This window comes from Methylobacterium sp. WSM2598 (assembly GCF_000379105.1).
Classification (GTDB): domain Bacteria; phylum Pseudomonadota; class Alphaproteobacteria; order Rhizobiales; family Beijerinckiaceae; genus Methylobacterium.
Window position 1 is genome coordinate 6711071 of the sequence record NZ_KB900609.1, and the last position, 21634, is coordinate 6732704.

Annotated in this window: 18 protein-coding genes and 4 pseudogenes; 11 read left to right on the top strand and 11 right to left on the bottom strand. The window is 71.3% G+C overall.

What is annotated here, in order from left to right; genetic code table 11:
• Positions 1-574: 574 nt before the first annotated feature.
• The 5 genes and pseudogenes from MET2598_RS43935 to MET2598_RS40105 form a co-directional block, all read right to left on the bottom strand.
• Positions 575-739 carry a transposase domain-containing protein gene (locus MET2598_RS43935; RefSeq protein WP_442919017.1) on the bottom strand — a complete coding sequence of 55 codons (165 nt, stop codon included), beginning with the start codon at positions 737-739 and terminating at the stop codon, positions 575-577.
• Positions 740-808: 69 nt separating this feature from the next.
• Positions 809-1911, bottom strand: a pseudogene (gene tnpC / locus MET2598_RS40095) (IS66 family transposase); the annotation flags it as partial.
• Positions 1853-1990: pseudogene (locus MET2598_RS41730) on the bottom strand (IS110 family transposase); the annotation flags it as partial. The pseudogenes MET2598_RS41730 and tnpC, both read right to left, overlap by 59 nt.
• Before the next feature lie 307 nt (positions 1991-2297).
• The gene (locus MET2598_RS40100; RefSeq protein ID WP_084673965.1) at positions 2298-2969 is read right to left on the bottom strand and encodes a M35 family metallo-endopeptidase; all 672 of its coding nucleotides are present in this window, start codon (positions 2967-2969) and stop codon (positions 2298-2300) included.
• A gap of 508 nt (positions 2970-3477) precedes the next feature.
• Positions 3478-3570 (bottom strand): annotated as a pseudogene (locus tag MET2598_RS40105) (transposase domain-containing protein); the annotation flags it as partial.
• Positions 3571-3682: 112 nt separating this feature from the next.
• Here MET2598_RS40105 and MET2598_RS43940 point away from each other — a divergent pair.
• Positions 3683-3784, top strand: a pseudogene (locus MET2598_RS43940) (IS481 family transposase); the annotation flags it as partial.
• A gap of 459 nt (positions 3785-4243) precedes the next feature.
• On the opposite strand, the gene MET2598_RS0131200 reads toward MET2598_RS43940, so the two are convergent.
• Positions 4244-4456, bottom strand: a complete 213-nt coding sequence (locus tag MET2598_RS0131200) for a hypothetical protein (RefSeq protein ID WP_012335909.1) — start codon at positions 4454-4456, stop codon at positions 4244-4246.
• Positions 4457-5656: 1200 nt separating this feature from the next.
• On the opposite strand from MET2598_RS0131200, the gene MET2598_RS41740 reads away from it, so the two are divergent.
• Positions 5657-5866, top strand: coding sequence for a hypothetical protein (locus MET2598_RS41740; RefSeq protein ID WP_157182303.1), 210 nt, complete (start codon positions 5657-5659; stop codon positions 5864-5866).
• A gap of 444 nt (positions 5867-6310) precedes the next feature.
• Here the strand turns inward: MET2598_RS41740 and MET2598_RS0131210 are convergent, their stop codons facing one another.
• Together MET2598_RS0131210 and MET2598_RS0131215 are read right to left on the bottom strand one after the other, a co-directional pair.
• Positions 6311-7273 (bottom strand): calcium-binding protein, encoded by a 963-nt coding sequence (locus MET2598_RS0131210; RefSeq protein ID WP_236728845.1) that lies wholly within the window; start codon positions 7271-7273, stop codon positions 6311-6313.
• 379 nt (positions 7274-7652) lie between these two features.
• Positions 7653-8015, bottom strand: coding sequence for a hypothetical protein (locus MET2598_RS0131215; protein WP_018263525.1), 363 nt, complete (start codon positions 8013-8015; stop codon positions 7653-7655).
• Positions 8016-8637: 622 nt separating this feature from the next.
• On the opposite strand from MET2598_RS0131215, the gene MET2598_RS0131220 reads away from it, so the two are divergent.
• Both MET2598_RS0131220 and MET2598_RS0131225 read left to right on the top strand, forming a co-directional pair.
• The gene (locus tag MET2598_RS0131220; protein ID WP_018263526.1) at positions 8638-8946 is read left to right on the top strand and encodes a hypothetical protein; all 309 of its coding nucleotides are present in this window, start codon (positions 8638-8640) and stop codon (positions 8944-8946) included.
• Positions 8947-9386: 440 nt separating this feature from the next.
• Positions 9387-9626: a hypothetical protein gene (locus MET2598_RS0131225; RefSeq protein WP_018263527.1), complete on the top strand. Its 240-nt coding sequence runs from the start codon at positions 9387-9389 to the stop codon at positions 9624-9626.
• Positions 9627-9848: 222 nt separating this feature from the next.
• Here MET2598_RS0131225 and MET2598_RS0131230 read toward each other — a convergent pair whose 3' ends face one another.
• On the bottom strand, positions 9849-10139 hold the full coding sequence (locus MET2598_RS0131230) for a hypothetical protein (protein ID WP_236728846.1): 291 nt from the start codon (positions 10137-10139) through the stop codon (positions 9849-9851).
• A gap of 228 nt (positions 10140-10367) precedes the next feature.
• Between MET2598_RS0131230 and MET2598_RS0131235 the strand changes: the two genes are divergently transcribed.
• Both MET2598_RS0131235 and MET2598_RS37730 read left to right on the top strand, forming a co-directional pair.
• Entirely contained in the window at positions 10368-10643 is a 276-nt protein-coding gene (locus MET2598_RS0131235) for a hypothetical protein (protein WP_018263528.1), read from the top strand.
• 129 nt (positions 10644-10772) lie between these two features.
• Positions 10773-13736: a glycosyltransferase gene (locus MET2598_RS37730; protein ID WP_063824150.1), complete on the top strand. Its 2964-nt coding sequence runs from the start codon at positions 10773-10775 to the stop codon at positions 13734-13736.
• Positions 13737-13769: 33 nt separating this feature from the next.
• On the opposite strand, the gene MET2598_RS0131245 is transcribed toward MET2598_RS37730, so the two are convergent.
• The gene (locus MET2598_RS0131245) at positions 13770-14528 is read right to left on the bottom strand and encodes a DUF502 domain-containing protein (RefSeq protein WP_012335900.1); all 759 of its coding nucleotides are present in this window, start codon (positions 14526-14528) and stop codon (positions 13770-13772) included.
• A gap of 80 nt (positions 14529-14608) precedes the next feature.
• On the opposite strand from MET2598_RS0131245, the gene MET2598_RS0131250 reads away from it, so the two are divergent.
• Positions 14609-15493 carry a DUF6925 family protein gene (locus MET2598_RS0131250; RefSeq protein ID WP_018263530.1) on the top strand — a complete coding sequence of 295 codons (885 nt, stop codon included), beginning with the start codon at positions 14609-14611 and terminating at the stop codon, positions 15491-15493.
• 267 nt (positions 15494-15760) lie between these two features.
• Here the strand turns inward: MET2598_RS0131250 and mutM are convergent, their stop codons facing one another.
• Positions 15761-16654: a bifunctional DNA-formamidopyrimidine glycosylase/DNA-(apurinic or apyrimidinic site) lyase gene (gene mutM / locus MET2598_RS0131255; RefSeq protein WP_012335898.1), complete on the bottom strand. Its 894-nt coding sequence runs from the start codon at positions 16652-16654 to the stop codon at positions 15761-15763.
• Between the two features lie 360 nt (positions 16655-17014).
• On the opposite strand from mutM, the gene MET2598_RS0131260 reads away from it, so the two are divergent.
• The 4 genes from MET2598_RS0131260 (at position 17015) to MET2598_RS0131275 (ending at position 21456) form a co-directional block, all read left to right on the top strand.
• A complete protein-coding gene (locus MET2598_RS0131260; RefSeq protein WP_012335897.1) occupies positions 17015-17653 on the top strand; it encodes a hypothetical protein in 639 nt (212 codons plus the stop codon).
• Between the two features lie 194 nt (positions 17654-17847).
• Positions 17848-18603 (top strand): bifunctional demethylmenaquinone methyltransferase/2-methoxy-6-polyprenyl-1,4-benzoquinol methylase UbiE, encoded by a 756-nt coding sequence (gene ubiE / locus MET2598_RS0131265; protein ID WP_012335896.1) that lies wholly within the window; start codon positions 17848-17850, stop codon positions 18601-18603.
• A gap of 28 nt (positions 18604-18631) precedes the next feature.
• A complete protein-coding gene (ubiB, locus tag MET2598_RS0131270; RefSeq protein ID WP_018263531.1) occupies positions 18632-20185 on the top strand; it encodes a 2-polyprenylphenol 6-hydroxylase in 1554 nt (517 codons plus the stop codon).
• A 29-nt stretch (positions 20186-20214) separates the two neighbouring features.
• Complete coding sequence (locus MET2598_RS0131275; protein ID WP_018263532.1) at positions 20215-21456, top strand: ABC transporter substrate-binding protein; 1242 nt, start codon at positions 20215-20217, stop codon at positions 21454-21456.
• The last annotated feature ends 178 nt before the right edge of the window (positions 21457-21634 follow it).

The window sequence follows — 21634 nt, forward strand, 5'->3', positions numbered from 1 at the left end:
CGCTTTGTGGCCGGCCGTGAGGCCGACGCCCGTTGTAAGATCGGGACAGCTCCGGACGCACACTCGGGACTGCGGTAGCCAACCCGCGCATCAGAGCTTGATCACCGACGTCCATCGGTCCCGCCCCCACCCATGCGCGTACATCCTCACTGCGCCGCTCCTCGGAGCGAACGATCTCGCTCGTCCCGGTAGTTGACTGCGGACATCAGAGCGTCGTCCTAAAACCACGGCCTTGGTGGTGGGCGTGGCAGGATAGGCCCAGGGCAGCAGCTCATCGAGACCGCTGTTGGGGTGCCTCTCGACAATGCGGGGATCACGTCGGCCGAGTAGGCGCGCGGCTCCGACATAGCCATACGCCCTGCCATCGACATAGGACGGAGTTCCCCACCCGCTCCGTATCCCACGCTCAGCCGAGCGGCCGAAGGGTGCCGCCAAGACGACGCTTCCGTTGTCAACGCAGGGGCCGAGCGTGCCCATCCGCCCTGCCGGGCGGTGAAGCTGCGATGGGCGCGCACAGGTGGAGGCGGGACCTGATGGACGTCGGTGATCAATCTCTGATGCGTATGCGGTGTTCTCAGGCCACAGCCTTGGCGGTGGGCATGGCGGGGTAGGCCCAGGGCAGCAGCTCGTCGAGGCGGCTGTTGGGATGGCCCTCGACGATGCGGGTGATCACGTCGGCCAGGTAGCCCCGCGGCTCGACGCCGGCGAGCTTGCAGGTCTCGATCAGTGAGGCGATCACCGCCCAGTGCTCCGCCCCGCCACCCGAGCCGGCGAAGAGAGCGTTCTTTCTCGTGAGAGTCAGGGGCCGGATGGTGCGCTCGACCACGTTCCAGTCGATCTCGGCCCGCCCATCGGCGAGGAACAGGCTCAGCCCCGCCCAGCGCGTGAGCGCGTAGCGGATCGCCTCGGCCAGCTTGCTCTTCTGACTGATCAGCCCGAGCTTCTCCCGCAGCCACGGCTCCAGCGCCTCGAGGATCGGGCGGCTGCGGGCCTGACGCGCCGCACACCGCTCCTCGGCTGGGAGGCCGCGGAGATCGGCTCGATCCGGTAGAGCCGCGCGATGCGCGCCAGGGCCTCGACTGCGATCGGCCCGTCCAGATCGTAAAAGGCCCGACGCACGTGGCTCCAGCAGTAGGCGAGGTGCACCTCACCCTGCCGGGCGAGTGCCTTGTAGCCGTCATAGCCATCGACCTGCAGCACACCGTGGAAGCCGGCGAGGTGCGCGATCGGCTGCCTGGCCGTGCGATCGGGCGCGTAGACGTAAGCAACCCCTGGCGGATCGCTCCCGCCCCAGGGCCGGTCATCCCGTGCGTAAGCCCAGAGCTGGCCCGTCTAGGTGCGCCCGCGTCCGGGATCGAGCACCGGCGCGGTGGTCTCGTCGGCGAACAGCTTGCCCGACGCCTTCAGCTGCTCCAGCAGACCCGCGTGCACCGGCCGCAGCAGGAAGGCGGCGCGCCCGACCCAGTCGGCGAGTGTCGAGCGGTCGAGGTGAACACCTTGGCGGGCGAGGATCTGCGCTTGCCGATGGAGCGGCAGGTGGTCGGCGTACTTGGAGACGAGGACCTGCGCGACGAGGTCGTCGGTGGGCAGCCCGCCCTCGATTAGTCGCGCGGGCGCGGGGGCCTGCACGACGACGTCCTCGTAGGCGCGGCAGGTGTAGCGCGGGCGCCGGATCACGATCACCCGAACCTGGGCGGGCACCACGTCGAGACGCTCGGACACGTCTTCGCCGATCCGATTCAGGCGGCCTGCGCAGCAGGGACAGACGGTGCTCTCGATGTCGACCACGCGCTCGACGCGCGTCAGGTGGGTGGGCAAGGCGCCACGGTTCGCGCGCCGCCGCGCCGTGCGCTCGGCGCATGCTCTCGGGCGAGGCGTCGGCCTCACCCAGGTAGTGGACCTTGCCGCCACGCTCGCCGTCCGCGACGGCGACGGCATTGCGCATCTTGGACACGACGATCCCGACGAAAACCTCAGTAGCATGGCCCACGGCTCGTCCTCCTGTGGTGAGGATCGGCTCGGCCCCGCCGAGCAACCCTCGAACGCGCAGTGTAGGGCGAGTTACCCCGGCTCCGCTGACATACGGTCTTACGCTGGAGCACGCTAAAGGCGTGGGGTATGGACGTGGCCAAGCGCTTAGGTATGCAGAAGGCCGGCGTGGCCGCAGAACGCAAGCTCGGCGCAGGCGGCTCGCGTCCACATCGGCGATCCCGGGCAATCATCAAATGATTTCTCAGTGACAGCAAGTTCCACCCCTCACCGCATAACCAATACAGTCTTTCTTCATGAAAGGAATTCTATTGCTCACTCATTTCAGGAGTATTTTCCACGAAATATTGGTAATTGTCGGCTGTTTTTACGGCTAGTCCGGGGCGATTGCGTGCAAGAAACTTAGCGTCGACTTGACCGGAGCATTGTACGCGGCCACACAAAGTGGCGTCATCAGTGCCCGCTACATGGGTTAAGTGACTAATCTCATGGATCAAAGTACCAGCTCTGGAATCAGCTCCAGTGGTTGGCGTCATTTTCGACCAAAAATTTTTACAAATTCCTATCACGGAGGGTTCATCGGCGTAGGCGTAGTCATCGCGCTCACAATCATCGCCGCCTCGGCACAGGAACGTTAACTTTACACCCTGGAGAGCACGCTGAATCTTAGAAACGGTCTGAACAACTGATTCATATCTTTCAGGGCTATAAGTGCCAAACCAAACAACGTAAAGCTTATATCTCGACCGCTCAGCAGGCGATTTGTTCGACAGCTCATGAAAAGCAGACGATATCAACTCTCTGGATTTATTGAGAGCAAGTTTCAGTTTGTCCTTTTCCGTCTCTGTGCATTTAGAAAAAATTGGCTCGACATCACGTACAACTTGGTTAGCGTTCTGCGCAGAAGTGACATCATAAGATATAATTATACAATTGGCGGCAAAACAAGCTGTGAATGCTGCTCTCTTCAGCGATTTCATGGCGACCCATCCAGAGGCTAATCACAACCTATGATCGAATTTTGTTGATGTAGCATACCAAACGCCTCATTGAGCATCCGACTGTGACCCGACTTGGCCCGCCGAGCTCGGCCTGCGCGCCGCTCCTTGCGATCAGTCGAGGGCGGCTTAGAGGAGGTGCGCGAGGTGGTCTTCGGGCGCTGCAGGCACAGCATCAGCTCGGTCAACTCCTGCTTGCTCAGACGTTCCAGCTCACTGCGGCTCGTCCTACAAGGGAAGCAGGGAAATCGGCTCCCTTCAAGAGGCGCCGCGGGCTCCCTCCAGGAACCCCGCTCGTGGGTCACGCAGCGCTCGCGCCCAACCCGCGGGTAACTACCGAAGCGGGTCACGTCGCCAACTTCTACGAAGGCGCGCACCGTGCGTATGATCAGCAAGCATCCGGCCTGGGCCGCAGGCATTCCGGTCGAAATAGATCGGCGCGTCAGCCGGCGTTGGCGACGAGGTGAGTGGCGGCAGGGTGCCGCCAGTGCTACGGCAGCAAGGCATTGAGGTCACTCGCAGGGCGTTCATTGATGCGCGCGAGCACATCAGCCAGCCACGCCTGGGGGTCAACGCTGTTGAGGCCGAGGTGCGCTTAGGCGTGCCGCCAGACGCGTCTCAGACTCCGCCTTTGAGTGATGACGTTCGATCCCGCAGTGTGGTGGTACGACCGCTGCCGCATGGAGGGACGCGCTATGGGACAGATTCTCCACGGCAGCGCCACGACGGCTGAGGCGGTCGGTGGAGCAATCCAAGCTCGTCAAGAGAGCTCGAGACCACAGACTAGGGGTCGTGGGTTCGAATCCCGCCGCTCCGACCAAATTCCAGCGATCACCTGAGCGACTTGCAAAGGGCGACCCCGGGGGTCGCCCTTGTCGTTTCCGGCCCCTGGGCGTCTCACGCGGGGTTCGGCGCCAGCTTTTCAATTGCGCCGTGAATGAGCAAGGGCTCGACGCGTCGCGCCGGCGAGGATGATCATGCCCGAAGAGAACGAAACCAAGGAAGGCGGTTCGACGCCCCCGCCGCCCGGGCCGCCGCCCCTGGACGATCCCCCTGCGCCACCGCCGACACCGAAACCGCACTCGCCCGAAGCAATCGAGCCGTCTCCCGGAGCCTGATCCGGCGGGCCGGCCGCGGTCCGGTCGGCCGGGGGACCGCCGGCGCTCGCCTCGTCCCCGGGCGCCGCGGGTTGTCAGCGCGGGCAGGTCAAACCCGGCCGAGGCAGGCGGCCGGTCGCGGTCGTTCCAGTCCGGCGCCTAGGACGGACTCGGGCTGCCTTCGCACCGGACGGCGTACCGCTTGCAGCCAGCCTTCGTGTTCATGGTCACGCACAGCGACCGCGCGGCCGATTGCTGAAAGAGGGTCAGGCGGACGATCGCGGGACGGAAGCTGCAATCGATGAGCTGCCAGGGCTTGCCCGCCGGCCCGGCCATCCGCCGAGCTTCGATCGGCCCATCGTTCTCGACCATCGCGATCCTCCGGCACCCGAGCGCCGCGCGGATCTCACGCTGCCCTGCCCGTGCTAAGAAGAGCCCGCCACGGCGAGGGGGAAGGGCCGGGCGGGCCAGGGGTCTCGGTGAAGATCCTGCTCAGGAAGAGCAGTCGAAGTGTAGGCCCGCCGGGCGGTGGCCAGAATAGCACTTAGGGACCAAGCTCAGCAGGACCCAAGCTCGGCAGTCCCGCGGCACGACCCCGGCCAAACCGAAAGAGAGGCCCGCCGCGGGCGGGCCGGGCGGGCCGGGGAGTGTGCGATTGGGTCCGCACCAGAGAACCACGCCCGCCGTTCCGGCGCATTCACTTGAGCTAGTCTCCGCCGTCTCCCCGTTCCTCAGGCTGAGCACCGCCGATGCGGTGCGGCCGGCCTGCCGGCCGCGGCGCCGTCCCGGCAGTCGCGGGCGCCCCCCTCTCCGCGACCTTCGGGAGCCGAGTGACTGGCGGAAAGGCCGAATCTCTCGCCCATGGACAAGCAGCCCCCCGCGCCCGCCCCCGAAACCGGAGGCGGGCGAGCCGGCCAGGATCCTCGATCGTCCGGCGCAGCCTGAGCTTTCCTCAGGCCTTGCCGCGCCGCACGGTCCTCCACCCGCCGATCGGCGGCGTGGACGGCCCCGCCAACAGCTGCCTGAACGCGGGGGCCGCCACGGGCTGCGGCGCGGGATCGCCGGCGCCCGCCCCGTCGAGCTCCGGGCCTCCGGGATGCGCTGGCGCGAGGTGCGCACGCGCTGTGCCGATCGGGCCGCGGCATGTGCTGCAGCGCACACGGCGCGCGACCGCGATGCAACACGTTGCGCTGCCGGTTCGTTGCGGAGGCATGTCCAGTCTGCACACGCGTTCCGCCGCCCGTCTTCCCACCCCCGACACGGCCCGTCCGCCGCTGGTCCCCGCGGAGATCTCCGCGCGCTACGCTGCGGTGATGGCCAGGATCCCGCGCGTGCGCATCGATCCCGGCACCCGCAGGTCGACCGAGTCGCTTCCGGCCGTCAGCTCGTTCTACGGCTGAGCGCCCGATGCGCGAACGCCCGGCGGGTGTCGCGCCGATCCGCGCGAACCTCCCGGCCCCCGCCCCGCGGAGGCGGCGGGCATCCAGAGCCGCCAGTACATGGACGCATCCCTGAACATGAGACAGATCAATTCTCTTGCTCGTGGGATGTCCAGGTGCACAGAACTCCGTCATGTGCTGCAAATATGGTCATTCCACTTCGACCGTCGGCGCTCCAGCCGAGCTCTCAATCGAAGATCTGCTCACGAAGCAGCATGACGCGGACGAAAATCTCGGCGCGTTCATCGAAGCCGGTCTGAACGATCTCAGTCCCGGGAAGTCGCTGACTGTCGGAGACAGGAAGCTCGACCTCGCAGCACCCGGTTTTTTCACGATTCGTTGACGAATTGCAGATCGTCTCCTTCGGCGTCCGAGTAGGGTCGGCCCGTCAGCACCGATCGATGCGAGGTGCTGCCCAGGATGGAGGAGGTCCACGTGACTCAGTGGCCGACCCAACCCGTTCGACCACAAGCGCCCGAGGCAGCCCCGCGCCGCCCGAGGGTCGTGCCGTTCGATCCCTACTTTCCTCGCGCGCCGCGCCGCGATCGCGCGGCCGATCCGGATCGGGCCGAGGCGACGCCGCAGGGTGAGCCCGAGGTCAGGTACGATCCGCACTTCCCGGCGCCCACGCGGTGATGTGCCGGGTCCTGGGCGGGGGCGCGGCGCGCCGTCGACCGCCCGGGCCGGGCCGGCACGCAGGGGGGATGATCCGTCGAGCCGCGGCGCAGCGGCCCGCCCCCGCACGCGCACGCCACCGCCCGGGCGCCGTGCGCGTGGCCGAGAGCGCTCAGGCGGTCATCGAGCTCGGCGCCTGAACGAGAACATTGTTCAGGTTCGTATTGTACGACACGCCGTACAGCTCGACCGAGCCGCCGAGAACATGGCCGCTGTCGTAGAAATTCAGCTGCAGAAATCCGTCAGAGGCTCTGGATTTCTCGGCCGTGGTCCCGGCGATCAGCGCGATCTTGTCGCCCTGGCCGACGGAGAAGTCCCGGACCACGTCGGTGCCGTCGTTGGCACCGAACACGAAGGAATCGGCACCGAGCCCACCCGACAGGGTGTCGTTCCCGACGCCGCCGATCAGAGTGTCGGCGCCGTAGCCGCCGGCGATCGAGTCGTCCCCGGCATCACCGAACAGCCGAACGGACGACGCGTCGGTGGTGTAGGTGATCAGGTCGTTCCCGCTGCCGCCGTGAACCGTGTCCATCCCCTCGCCGCCGCTCCCACGGATCGTGTCATTGCCCGATCCGCCGTCGATCGCGTCGTTCCCCTTGCCGCCGCGGATGTAGTCGTCGCCGCCCTCCCCGAAGATCGTGTCGTTGCCCGAGCCGCCGGTGATCGTGTCGTTGCCGCCGTCGGCCGCTCCGTCGCCCGCGTCGCCGTAGAGCAGGGAACCGGTGGTGTCGTAGGCCCAGTAGATGACGTCGCTTCCGCCGCCGCCGTAGACGGTGTCGCGGCCGGTCGCGAGATCGGCATTGCCCCCGCTCGCGATGACGTCGTCACCGCCGCCGCCGTCGATCAGGTCGTTACCGTAGCCGCCCGCGATCTGGTCGTTGCCGGATCCGCTCAAGATGGTATCCGCACCGGTGCTGCCGTACAGCGAATCGTTGCCAGTCGAGCTCTGAAACTGGAAATTGACCGGGACGGTCGTTCCGGACAGATCATACTTGTAAGGGTTGGCGTCGGGCACATTTTGGGCGTCGTCGACCACAGTATATGTATTCGTTGCCGAATCGTAGCTGACGGACATCGGTCTCTCCCCGGAGCTTGACTGGTTATGTCAAACCAGATGAGATTGATAGTGCATCGAGGCTAGGAACGGGGATGGCCCGGATCTGCGACAAACCGACATAATCTATTTGCGTGAGGCAGATCCGAGAATGCTCAGGCGAGCGAACAGCGCCTGCATTGCGCGACGAAGGCTCGAGACGTGACATGCCCGGCGCGCGGCGTCGCGGCGGCAACCGTCCGACGACGTGGATGCCGGTTCCTCGCAGACGATGCGGCACCATCAACGACCGAGAGCAGCGTCCGAGTTCAGCGTGATCGGGCGCTGCTCTCGTCGTGATCGCCTGCGAGCCGGCCCGCCGGCGGGCCGGCGCGCCCGCGGCCCGCACCGGTGACGCCCCTCAGCGCGGTCGCGTTCCGGGCCGCCACGCGCAGACGCGGGCGCGGTCGTTGACCCAGCAGCCGCCCTGGCGCACCACGTTGCCCAGCGGGTCGTGGGCGTGCGGGGCGCGCTCGACGCCGTTCCAGAAGGCCTCGGCCCGCCCGGTCCGACCGTCGGTGCTGACGATGGCGAAGGCCTCGCCGGGCTGCTCGGCCCCGGTCTGGAACGAGCCGCCCGGAAACACGATCATGCGGCAGAAGCCGTCCTTGACGGTGCGGCCGTTCACCTGGATCAGGCACTCGCCGTCGATCGTCGCGACGCAGAAAGCCGGCGAGGCGGCGAGCGCGAGCAGGACCGTGGCGGACAGGGTCGCGCGGATCACGCCGAGCGCTCCGAACGCGAGGGAGGCCGCCGGGACGGCGCGGGCACCGTCGCGGCGCTCGGGTTACCCGGCATGCGGCCTCTTGGGGCCGGTCCCGCCGGACACGGCGTCCAGATCGCGGTCGGGGAGCGCATCGCGGTCCCCCGCCTCCGGGGCGGGTCCCCCGCCCGACGCGCCAGCCCCGGCATCCTTGGATGGCTCCTCGTGCTGGTCTTCTGGATCCGGCACCGACCTCTCCCGTGGCGGCTCGACGTGGGCAACCGGCGCCCTGGCCCGGGGCGCCCGGTCCGCCGATCATGCGCGCAATCGGTTGAAGGATTCTATTCCCCATCCGCTGTCCGGACGATCACGTCCGGGTATGACGAGCCCGCGCGGCGCCTGAGCGAGGCTGACATCCGCATTGCGAAGCCATCAACCGGATGTCGGATGACACGCCCGCGCGGCGCCTGAGCGAAGCCGACATCCGCATTGCCGAAATGGGAGATGGCGACGCAATCCGTCGGATGTCGGATCGGACGGCGCTGCGGGCGGGTCCGGGCCCCGGACGGGATGAGGCGCCGGGATCCTCGGGGCGAGCGGAACGTTGGTCGCGTCTCCGAACTCCGTCCAGGAGACCAAGCCGGTGTCCTCGCCCGTCGTGCTCGCCCTCGTCGCGGTCCCGGTCTTCGTCGTCGGCCTGCTCGTCATCAAGTGGCTTGAGCCGTGGGCCGATCTGGTGAGCGGCGTGCTGAGCGTCGCCGCGCTCGCCCTCTGCATCTACGTCGCGGCGCTGTCCGCGAGTTCGACCGGGCAGCGCCGCGCCGTGATGGCGGGCGGTCCGCAGACCTTCGTCATGCCGGCCGCGCATCGCGCCGACCGCGCCCAGGGCGCGCTCGGCGCCCCGGCGCGCGTCGCGGGAACGCCCGACCAAGCGCCGCGGGCGCCCCGATAGCCGGACGGGCGTCGCCGAGACCGGGAGGGGCGAGCCTCGGCCCCGGCCCGAGATCCCGCGAGGCGCCCGCGTGCCGCGGCGGACGCCCGCCGGCCCCGCGTGAACGGTCCGGCGGCCGGGCCCGTTGGCCCGCCACGAACGCACCGGACCGAACGTGGAGCGGATGGAACGACCCATCACGCTTGGCTGGAGCGCCCTTGGCTGGAGCGCCCTTGGCTGGAGCGCCCTTGGCTGGAACACACTTGGCTGGCAGGCACCGTGGCCGCCGCATTCGCGCTCGCCCCCGTCGCCGCGGATGCGCGCGGCGGCGCCGGTCTCGGCGGCGGGTTCCGGGGACCGGGATCGGCACCGGCGGGCTCGGCTCGGGCGGAGCGCGCATCGGCGCTCGGGGACCCGCCCTCGGCGCGGCCGGCATCGCCGCGGGCGCGAATCGCGGGATCGTGGTCGGGCGCGGCTTCAACGGCCGCGAGGGCCAGGCGGGCGGCTTCGGCCGCCATCGCGGCTTCGGCCGCCGTCGCGGCTGCGGCCGGGCCGTCGGCTCCGGCGCCCTGGGCCTCGGGCTCGCGACCGGCGACGCCCTCGGCGCGCCCTCCGGCAGCATGGACGATTGCGCGGACCGCCTGAGCGAGGGCCTGCCCCTGCCGGCCTGTTGCAGCGATGCCTACGGCGCCACCTCCTGAGCCGCCCTCGGGACCGCCCCCGCATCGTGACGCCCTGGCGCGGGGTCGGACCGGCGCCCTGCCGGCCGCCCGGCGGCTCCCCGCCGCCGAGGGGCCGCAGGGCCCGCGCGAATCGCTGAGCGAGGTCCAGGCCGCCGCTCCGCCGCGCCTCGCGGCGAGCGGAGCGGTCGAGGCCGACGGCGCGACCCGCACCCTGGCCTGGAGCGGCGCTCCGGCGCCGCGCTACTTCCCGAAGCCGTTGGCGTTCGGCGGACCCTGCATCCGGCCGCCCGGCTGGACCTCCCGGCCGGGCGCCGCGCCCGAGGCGCCGGGACGCGTCGAGCCGGTCGCGTCGGTCTGGCCGTTGAAGCCCGCCGCGTTGGGCGGCCCCTGCATGCGCCCGCTCGGCTGGACCTCCCGGCCGGGCGCCGCGCCGGAGGCGCCCGGACCCGAGCCCTCGGCGGCGAGCGTCGCCGTGCCGACCAGGAGCGTTCCGACCAGGGCCGCCGCGGCCCCCATCGTTGCCGTTCTCATGCGCCGTCTCCTCCACCGCATCTCGCGCCACCGGTGGCGGTGGCGTGGGGCAACGCCCGGGGGGGCGGTCCGTTCGCCCAGGCCTGACCGGGGTCCGGCCGCGACACCCTGCGCCAGCCCGCGACCGCGCACGAAGCCGCCGCTGCGGCGTTGATGCCGGGTCCGGCCGGCGCCTCGCCCGAGACGCCGGGCCGGAGCTCTCAGACCAGATCCCGGGTGGAACCGCCGATGGCCAGCAGCACCGATCCTCTCTCCGACCGCGCCCTCTCGATCCTCGCCTTCGCCGCCTATCACCACCTGGCGACGGGCCAGCCCATCCGGGCGGTCGTGCGCCGGGACGGGTCCGGCCACCGGGCCGACCCGGACGGGGCCGCCGAGATCGAGGCGCGCGGCCTCGCGTCCCTCAGCGCGGACGAGATCACCTTCACGCCCGACGGCGTCGCCCGCGTCGAGACCGCCGTCGCGGCCATGCGTGCGGCCATGCGTCAGGCCGCCCGCTCCTGACCCCCCGAGAGGCTCCGCCCGGGGCCTCGCGCGCGGACCGCCTCGGCGCGCTTACCCATCGAGAGATGACTATTGAATCGCCGCGCGCGGGTGGTCTACTCGACACGCTTGCCGCGGGGCCGTGATTTGATGCTGAGGTGGTTGCGCTCGCCGAGAAAACTGTCGGTCCGCGTGCATTTCGACGAGCGATTCTATCGGCTCCGCTACCCCGATGTCGGGGTGGCGGGGGCCGATCCCTTCGCGCACTACATGTCCTTCGGCTGGAAGGAGGGGCGGGACCCGTCGCCCTCCTTCCCGACCCTCCTCTACAAGGACAAGCATCTCGGCCCGACGCCGCGGACCAACCCGCTCGCCCATTACGCGGCGCGGCCCGAGGCGGAGCGGCAGCGGGCGGTCGCGTTCTCGGCCGAGGAGGCGGTCGCGATCCAGGCCCGCGTCGTCCGGGACCATTTCGACGAGGCCTTCTACAGGGACGCGGCGCGCCTCGATGCCGGGGCGGACGCCCTCACGCATTATCTCACGGTCGGATGGCGGGAGGGGTACGAACCGGCGCCCGGCTTCTCGTCGGCCGCGCATGCGGGCAAGCACCGCCACATCGCGGCGACGGGCCTGTGCCCCTTCTACCACTTCGTGTCCACCTACGGCCTGCTCGATCACCCGGAGCCGCTCGAGGCCGCCCTGGCCCGCGGCGCGAGCGGAGGGAGGGCACGGGTGTCCCGCCCCGTCGTCCTCAGCACCATCGCGCAGGAATTCGACCGCGCCTCCTACCTGACCCGGTACGCGGACGTGCGGCAATCGGGCATCGACCCGGTCGAGCACTACGTGGATTTCGGCTGGAAGGAGGGCCGCGATCCCAGCGAGTGGTTCTGGACGGGCTTTTATCGGGAGGAGCAGGCCCCGCACCTCGGCGACGCGGTGAACCCCTTCTACCACTACCTGACGGAGGGGCGGCCGGCGGGGTTGCTGCCGAACCCCTTCGGCTGCGGCGAATGGCCGCCTCTGGAGGCGCCCCGCGCGGATGAGTGGGAGGCGGCGCGGCCGGCCGCCGACCTTGCGGCGGCCGAGGTCGTCGTGATCGTCCCGGTCTACAAGGGACGGGCCGAAACCCTGCGGGCGATCCACGCCGTCCTGTCGAGCCGCCAAACCACGTCCTTCGCCCTCGTCGTGGTGGACGATTGCGGGCCGGAGCCCCAGCTGCGCGCCGCCCTGCAGGCCCTGGCGGCGAGGGAGTTCCTGATCCTCGTCGAGAACGCGGAGAATCTCGGCTTCGTGCGCTCGGTCAACCGCGGCATCGCGGCGAGCGGCGGCCGCGACGTGATCCTGCTCAATTCCGACGCCGTGCCGTCCGGCGACTGGATCGACCGCCTGCGGGCCCACGCCCGCGCCAACCCGGACGCGGCGACCCTGACCCCCCTCTCCAACAATGCCACGATCGCCAGCTACCCGCAGGCCAACATCGACAACCGCCTCGCCCTCGAGATCGGCCCGGCCGAGATCGACGCCTGCGCGCGCGCCTGCAACCCGGGCCGCGCCGTCGAGGTGCCGACCGGGGTCGGCTTCTGCTTCTACATCCGCGGCGAGGCGCTCGCGCGGATCGGTCCCTTCGACGCGGAGACCTTCGGGCACGGCTACGGCGAGGAGAACGACTTCTGCATGCGGGCCAAGCAGGCCGGCTACCGCAACCTGCTCGTCCAGGACGTCTTCGTGTACCACGCGGGCGGCGTGTCCTTCTCGACCGCCTACATCGACAACGCGCCGCGCATCGAGCGGCGGCTGAGCCTCAAGCACCCCGACTATTTCGGGGCCGTGCAGCGCTTCATCGCGGCGGATCCCGGCCGCGAGGGGCGGATGCGCCTCGATCTCTACCGCATCGCCCGGCAGGCCGGCCCGCGCGCGGCCCTGTTCGTCACCCACGAGAGGGGCGGCGGGATCGAGACCCACGTCCGGGACGCGGCCGCGCGCCTCGCGGGCGAGGGCGTCCCGGTCGTGCTGCTGCGCGTGGCGGGGCACTCCACGGTCAAGGTGGAATTCGCGCCCGAGAGCCGCCGCGCCGTCCTGACCTGCTCCTGCGACGCCATCCACGTGCTGCGGCACGCGGCCTCCCTCGAGAGCTTCCTCGGATGGCTGCAGCCGCTCTTCGTCCACGTCCATTCCCTGGTCGGGCTGGAGTGGCGCGCGACCCGCCGCCTGATGGAGATCCTCGCTCCCCTCCCGCGCCGCTACGTGACGCTCCACGACTACTCGCCCGTCTGTCACCGCAACGACCTCGTGACGAGGCTCGGCACCTATTGCGGCCTGCCCGGGGTCGAGACCTGCCGCGGCTGCTTGGCGGCCGACCACGACGATCCCGATTGCGTCGACCCCGACGAGCGCCGGAGCGCCTACGCGGCCTTCGTGGCGGGGGCCGAGGCGGTCTTCGCCCCTTCCCGGGACATCGCCGCCCGGATCGGGCCGCTCCTGCCCGGGGCGCGGATCGCGCTGCGCCCCCACGCCGAGACCCTGACGCCCCGCCCGCTCCCCGCCCTGCGCCGGGGCGAGGTGCTGCGCGTGGCGGTCGTCGGCGCGATCGGGCCGCACAAGGGAGTCGCCCTGCTCCACAGCCTGGGGCTCGACGCCAGGCTGCGGGATCTGCCGATCCGCTACGCGGTCGTCGGCTACACCTCCATGACGGACCGGCTGTCGGAGATCGGCGTCACCGAGACCGGACGCTACCGCTCGCCCGACGAGGCCATGGACCTCCTCGAGGCGGAAGGGGCAGACGTCGTGCTCATCCCGTCGATCTGGCCGGAAACCTACTGCTACGCGCTCTCCATCGCGCTCGCGGCCGGCCTGCCGCCGCTCGTCTTCGATCTCGGAGCTCCGGCCGAGCGCCTGCGGGCCCGCCAGGAGGGGCTGCTGCTCGATCCCGCGCTGATCGGGCGGCCGCAGGAGGTCAACGACAGGCTGCTCGACCTGCCGCTCGCCGAGCTCTACGCGCGCCGCCGGCCCTACCCGTCCCTGTCGTACGGGTCGATGCTCACGGAGTATTACGGCCTGAAAGCCGAGGAGGCCTCCCCGGCGCAGCCGTCCCGCGGGGCCGCGCGCCGGGCGTGATCCGCCCCGGCCGGTCGGCCCGGGCGGGGCCGATCACGCGTCCTGCTTGTCCCGCGCGGGCATCTCGGGGCCGACCTGCGCCACCTTCAACCCGGCCGCCATCGCCTGCAGGCGGGTCTGGGCGTCCTCCGGCTGGATCACGCCCGCCGACATCACCAGCTTGGCCGCGTCGTCGACGCTGATCGGCAGCTCGATCACCTCGCTGCGCGGGAGATAGAAGAAGAAGCCGGTGGTGGGGTTCGGCGCGCAGGGCAGGAACACGCCCACGTAATCCCCGCCCGGCGGCAGGGCCGCCTGCACGTCGCGGCCGGCGGGCGCCGACAGGAACACCACCGACCACGTTCCCTTGACGGGGAACTCCACCAGGCCGACCGTGCGGAACGAGGTGCCGCTGGTGGAGAACAGCGTCTCGAAGACCTGCCGCAGGCCCCGGTAGAGGCCCGAGATCACCGGCGTCCGGGCGAGCAGCACCTCGCCGAACTCCACCACCGAGCGCCCGACCAGGTTCGCCGTGAAGGCGCCGAGCAGCGTGAGCCCCACGAAGGCGATCAGCAGGCCGAGCCCCGGGATGTTGAAGGGCAGGTAATGGTCCGGCAGGTAGGTGGCGGGCACGAGCGGCTTGACCCAGCCGTCGATCAGGCTGATGCACCACCACGTGATGTAGATCGTGATCGCCAGCGGCCCGGCGACGATGACGCCGGTGAAGAAGTAGTTCCGCAGGCGGCCCCGGACGCTGACCCGCTTGCGGGCGGCGGGTTCGGGCTCGTGGATCAACGGCGACGGATCCTGCACGCTCTCGCCCTCACCAGCGCAGGCGCCCCCTGCCCGCGCACAGGTAACGGTTTGCTGCGCTGCGCTCAAGGCAGGCCCCCATGCGGCAACGACAGGATGCGGCCGCCCTGCGCGGCCTGATCGCCGGCGCGCTCGCCGATCCCCGCACGGGCTGGAGCCTCGGCGCCTACGGGGCGGCGATCCTCGTCCCGCCGGGGGCCCGCCCCCTGCCCGGCCGCCTCGCCGCCGTGGTGCCCGGAGGGGCGCTCGCCTTCGGGGATCCCGGCGCGCTGCGCGCCTTCGCGTACGAGACGGCGCTCGGCGGGGGCGCCTGGAGCCACGCCGTCGCGCTCTGCCTGCCGGCCGAATCCTGCCCGACCGGCCTGCCCGACCGGGTGACGGCGCTCGGCCCGGATCGCGCCGCCGCGCGGCCGGAGGATCGCGACGGCGAATTGTTCGACCTCGGTCTCGGCCTGCGGGCCGCGCGCCTGTGCCTGCGGGCGCGGGACGGGGCGGCGCTCGCGGCCCTGCGCGCCGCGCGCGGGCGGGCGCCGTCCGAGGCGGTGCTCGCGGCCCTGCTGGCCCTGCCCTGCGACCGCGTCGTGCTGGCCGGGGGGCACCGGGCGGAGGCCTTGCACCGGGGGGAGGCCCGGCCCGGGGAGGATGCCGGGCCGCGGCTGCAGATCCTGCCGAAGCTGCTGCGCCAGCGGCGCAGCCACGCGGCGACCGCCCCGATCCCGGCCGGGCTGGTGCCGATCGGGTCGCTCCAGCCGCCCCACCCGCTCGCCGGGGGCGGGTTCGACGCCGCCCGCCACCGCGCCTTCCAGGCGCTCCTCGCCGCGTTCGGCGATCCCGACCTCCTCGCCCTGAAGCGGCGCGTCCTCGCCGGCGAGGCGGTCCCGCCGCCGGCCACCCGCGCCGGGAGGGGATCCCTGCGGGTCGCGCAGGCGCAGGCCCGCTGGCGCGACGGGCCGGGACCGGCTTAGGCCGCCAGGCCCGGTTTCCCGGCGCGCGACGAGTCCCGAGAATGGCGGGAGCGGCGCGGGACGGCCCAAAAAAGAGGCCGCCCACGAGGAGCGGCCCGAAGTCTAGGGAGGAAACGCCCATCGAGGGCAGCGGGGCCGCGACGCCAACGCGTCCCCGCGGGTTCCTCCCTAGCCCGGAAGCTTCCGCCCAAAAGTGCGGGAGCGCACATCGGCGCGGTCCCGGCCTCCTGCGCCGAAGCCGGGCGGGATCGCCTCGCGCCCTTCCGCTCAGGGCGCCGGCTGGCAGGTCTCGCAGTAGAAGGTCGAGCGGCCCGCCTGCACGATCCGCCGCACCCTGCCCCGGCAGCCCCGCGCCGTGCAGGCGAGCCCCTCCCGGTCGTAGACGCGGAACCGATGCTGGAAGGCCCCCTGGGTGCCGTCCGTGTGCGCGTAGTCGCGCAACGTCGAGCCGCCGGCCGCGACGGCCTCGGTCAGCACGTCGCGGATCACCTGGGCGAGGCGGGCGGCGGCGCGGGTGGGCCGGCCCGCCGCGTCGGCCAGGGTGCCGGCCGCGGCCTCGGGATGCAGCCGGGCGCGGTGCAGCGCCTCGCAGACGTAGATGTTGCCGAGGCCGGCGATCAGCCGCTGGTCGAGGAGCGCGGCCTTGAGGGGCGTGCGCCGGCCCCGGAACAGCCGCGCCACCGCCTCGCCCGAGAGGTCGCTGCCGAGCGGCTCGATCCCCATCCCGGCGAAGTGGCGGCAGGTCTCCAGCTCCGCCCGCCGCACGAGGTCCATGAAGCCGAAGCGGCGCACGTCGTTGTAGGTCACCCGCGCCCCGTTCGAGAGCGCGAAGACGACGTGGTCGTGCTTGGCCTGGCCCGGGGCGCCTTCGAGGTAGAACTCGCCCGGGGAGAGCTGGCGCCCGTCCGGGAACACGACGTCGAAGCGCCCGCTCATGCCCAGATGCATGATCAGCGCGTCGCCCGAGGAGAGGTCGGCCACGAGGTACTTGGCGCGCCGCGACAGGGCCTCGACCCGCTGGCCGGTGAGGCGCGCGGCGAAGCGCGCGGGCAGCGGAAAGCGCAGGTCGGGGCGGGCGAGGTGGACCGTCGTGAAGCGCGCGCCGACGAGGGCGGGTTCGAGGCCCCGGCGCACGGTCTCGACTTCGGGCAGTTCGGGCATGACGGGTGCGGCGCGCGGCTCTCGGAGGGACAGGTTGCCGGCAGATGAGGTCTCGCGGCCGCGAAGGCCATGCGGCCCGTCGTCCGGGCAATCCGCCGGCGGGCTGCGCGCGGCCGGCGCCCGGCAGGGCAGAACGGACCGAAAATCCGGCGTCGCCCCCGTTCGTCGGAAGTAGTTCCTACATTGTGCGTCATGTTTTCCTAGGGTCATGGCCCCGCAAGTCGCGCTTCGCGCGCCGCACATACGGGTTTTTTACGGTGTTCGGCGATCAGGAACGGCGCGCGTCGCGCACCGGGCGGCAACGCTCGGCGCGATCGACCGGCACGGCCCGGAACGGCACCGCCCTTTGGGAGAATCGCCATGATGAATGCGATCGTCGCCAGCAGGTCCACGGCCCTTCTGCTTCTGCGGCCGCCCGCCACCCCCGGGACGGCCCCGCCGCGCCCCGGCGCGCGGGAAGGCCGCCTCTCGGAGGGACCCGCCCGTGTCGATGCCGGCGCAGCCAGCCAGGCGCTGTTCAGCGTCAACACCGTGACGCCCGAGAAGCAGGTGATCCGCCTGCTCGAACGCGCCGGCGCGGTGTTCGGCCTCGACCGCTCGCGCTACGCGTCGCTGACGGATTTCGCCTCGGCGATCAAGGCTGAGTTCAACGCCCTGCTGGCGAAGCCGGCCGACGAGGAGAAGGTCGTCGCGATCGGCAAGCGGCTGTCGCTCGACGCCGACACGGTCGCGCTGCTGAAGCAGCAGAAGGACCCCAAGATGATCGTCGACCTGATCGAGAAGCATCTGGGGTTGGACCAGCTCGGGGTGAGCTTCGCGACGCTGCTCAATGCCGGGCTGGACCCGCGCAGCGCCGAGGCCGAAACGCTGCGCAAGGCGCTGGAGGCGGTGAGGGAGCGCAACGGTGAGACGGCACCGGCCGGGCGGGGCGCGATCCGCCGGGACCGGGACGGGACCTATGCGCCGGACGCGGCCGGCCCGGCCGAGCCGCGCCCCTGAATCACGCGCCTGCGCGGCGCCTGAGCGCGGCGCCTGAGCGAAGCCGACATCCGCATGGCCGAAATGGGAGAGGGCGAAGCCATCAACAGGATGTCGGATGAAGGGCCGCGCGAAGAACCGCACCCCCGCCCGCCCGGCCCCGGATGGCGCGAACCCCGCGCCTTCGCTATGGAGGCGGCGCGAGGAGGACCCCGATGGCCGACGAGACCAGCACCGATTTCGGCTTCTCGCGCGTCCCCCTCGGCGACAAGCAGGGGCGCGTCAACGAGGTCTTCCGCTCCGTCGCCAAGCGCTACGACCTGATGAACGACCTGATGTCGGGCGGGCTGCACCGGGCCTGGAAGAGCGCGCTGATCTCGACCCTGCGCCCCTCGCGCCAGCGGCCGTTCCGGCTCCTCGACGTGGCGGGCGGGACCGGCGACATCGCCTTCCGGGCCCTCGACGCGGGCGGGCCGGACACGCAGGTGACGGTCCTCGACATCAACGACGCGATGCTCTCGGTGGGGCGCGAGCGGGCCGGCGGGCGCTTCGAGGGGCGGATCGCCTTCGTCGCCGGCAACGCCGAGGCCCTGCCCCTGCCCGACGATGCCTTCGACGCCTACACGATCGCCTTCGGGATCCGGAACGTGCCGCGCATCCCGCTGGCGCTCGCCGAGGCCTTCCGGGTGCTCAAGCCCGGCGGGCGCTTCCTGTGCCTCGAATTCTCCCGCGTGGACGTGCCGGGCCTCGACCGGATCTACGACGCCTACTCGTTCCGGGTGATCCCGCGCATCGGCGAGCTCGTGGCGGGGGACAGGGAATCCTACCGCTACCTCGTCGAGTCGATCCGCCGCTTCCCGACGCCCGGCGCCTTCGCGCGCATGATCGAGGAGGCGGGCTTCTCCCGGGTCACGCATCGGCCGCTCTCGGGCGGGATCTGCGCCATCCATTCGGGCTGGAAGATCGCGTGACGGACCCCGCATCGCGAGGCCGCCGGTCGTGCTGAGCGCGGTCTTCCACCTCCTGCGCGGCGTCGAGGTCGGCTGGGTGCTGGCGCGCGAGGGCGCGCTCGCCTTCGTGGACGCGGCCGCCCTCCCCCCGCACCTGCGCGCCTTCCTGCGGCTCGGCCGGCGGCTGGAGCGCCGCGGCCTCGGGCCGACCGCCCGGCTTCCGACCGCGCTCACGCGGCTCGGCCCCTCCTACGTCAAGTTCGGCCAGTTCCTGGCGACGCGCCCCGACATCGTCGGGGTCGCGGCCGCCCGCGACCTCGAACGCCTGCAGGACCGGGTGCCGCCCTTCCCGCAGGAGGTGGCGGTGGCGACCATCGAGGAGACGCTGGGTCAGCGGGTCGGCGCCCTCTTCCTCTCCCTCAGCCCGCCCATCGCGGCGGCCTCGATCGCGCAGGTGCACCGGGCCCGCATCCGCGAGCCCGGCGGGGCCGAGCGCACCATCGCCGTGAAGGTGATGCGGCCGGGCGTGCGCGAGCGCTTCGCCCGCGACATCCAGGCCATGCGCTTCATGGCGCGGGTGGTCGAGATCCTGCGCCCCGAGGCCGAGCGCCTGCGCCCCCGGGAGGTGGTGGAGACCCTCGCCCGCTCGGTCGCCATGGAGATGGACCTGCGGCTCGAAGCCGCCGCGCTCTCGGAATTCGCCGAGAACATCAAGGGCGACGAGGATTTCCGGGTGCCGCGGCCGATCTGGGAGCGCACCGGCCGCGACGTGCTGGCGAGCGAGTGGATCGACGGCATCCGCCTCAACGACCGCGCCGCGATCGTGGCGGCCGGGCACGACACCGCGGCGCTCGGGCGCACGGTGATCCAGTCCTTCCTGCGCCACGCGATCCGGGACGGCTTCTTCCACGCCGACATGCATCCCGGGAACCTGTTCGTGGACCCGATGGGCCGGCTCGCCGCGGTCGATTTCGGCATCATGGGCCGGCTCGGCATCAAGGAGCGGCGCTTCCTGGCCGAGATCCTGCTCGGCTTCATCCTGCGCGACTACCGGCGCGTGGCCGAGGTGCATTTCGAGGCCGGCTACGTGCCCTCCCACCACTCGGTCGACGATTTCGCCCAGGCGATCCGGGCGATCGGCGAGCCGATCCACCAGCGCCGGGCCGACGAGATCTCGATGGCCAAGGTGCTCACCCTGCTCTTCGACGTCACCGCCCTGTTCGACATGAGCACCCGCACCGAGCTGGTGATGCTCCAGAAGACCATGGTGGTGGTGGAGGGCGTGGCGCGCTCCCTCGACCCGCGCCTCGACATGTGGACCACCGCCGAGCCGGTGGTGCGCACCTGGCTCGCCCGGAATCTCGGGCCGATCGGCCGGATCGAGCAGGCGGGCCGCGCCGCCCTGACCCTCGCGGACGTGCTGGCCGACGCCCCCGACCTGTCCCAGCGCCTCAAGCGCCTGCTGATCCGCCTCGACGAGGAGGCGCCGCGCGAGGGCGCGAAGCTCGAGCGGAAGCTGCGGGCCGAGACGCGGCGGGCCGTCTGGTCTACTCTCGGGCTCTGGGCCATCGCGGGCGCGGTCCTCCTCCTCGCCCTGCACTGACCCCCACGAGACTCCGGGAGACGCGCCCGATGCCAGCACGCCAGCGGCGGACCACGGGTCGCGCCCTCCTCGCCCCGCTCGCCGCCCTCGCCCTCGCCGGGGCGGCCCGGGCGGAGGAGCCCGTCCTCACCGACGGCAAGGTCAAGCTCGCGGTCCTCACCGACATGTCGAGCGTCTACGCCGATTCGACCGGCCGCGGCTCGCTCATCGCGGCCGAGATGGCGGTGCGGGATTTCGGCGGCACGATCGGCGGAAGGCCGATCGAGGTGGTCTCCGCCGATCACCAGAACAAGCCGGATGTCGGCTCGAACATCGCCCGGCAATGGTACGACCGGGACGGCGTCGACGTGATCCTCGACGTGCCGACCTCCTCGGTGGCGCTCGCGGTCCAGCAGATCGCCAGGGAGAAGGGCAGGATCCTGATCGTGTCCGGGGGCGGCACCTCGGACCTGACCGGGCCGGCCTGCTCGCCGACCGGCCTGCACTGGACCTACGACACCTACGCGCTGTCCCACGTCTCGGGCCAGGCGGCGGTGAAGCGGGGCCTCGACACCTGGGCCTTCGTGACGGCGGATTACGCCTTCGGCCACGCCCTGGAGCGGGACGGCGCCGCCGAGGTGAAGCGCTCCGGCGGCAAGGTGCTGTCGACCGTGCGGGCGCCCTTCGCCACCGCCGACTTCTCGTCCTTCCTGATCCAGGCGCAGGGATCGGGGGCCAAGCTCGTCGCCTTCGCCAATGCGGGCGGCGACACGGTCAACGCGATCAAGCAGGCGCACGAATTCGGCATCGTCCAGGGCGGGCAGACCCTGCTCGCCCTCCTCATCAACATCGACGACGTGCACAGCCTCGGCATCGACGTGGCGCAGGGGCTCCTCCTGACCACGGCCTTCTACTGGGACCGGGACGAGGCGACCCGCGCCTTCGCGACGCGCTTCAAGCAGGCCTACGGGCTGATGCCGACCATGCATCAGGCGGGGGTCTACTCGGCGGTCACCCACTACCTGAAGGCCGTGCGGGAGGCCGGCACCGACGACGCCCTCAAGGTCGTCGCCAAGATGCGGGAGATGCCGGTGGACGACATGTTCGCGACGGGCGGCCGGGTGCGCGAGGACGGCCGCATGGTCCACGACATGTACCTGATGCAGGTGAAGACGCCGCAGGAATCGAAGGGCGAGTGGGACCTCTACAAGCTCCTGGCGACGGTGCCCGGCGACGAGGCCTTCCGGCCCCTGGCCGAGGGGGGCTGCCCGCTGGTGAAGGCGGCGCGGTGAGCGCCCGCGACCGCGCGCCGTGAACCGAAGCTGGCCCGGCGGCGGCGCCTTCCGGCCCTCGCCCGGGTCGCCATCCTCGCCACTCCGCTCATCCGCCATCCGGTTGATGGCTTCGCCCTCTCCCATTTCGGCCATGCGGATGTCGGCTTCGCTCAGGCGCCGCGCAGGCTCGTGATCC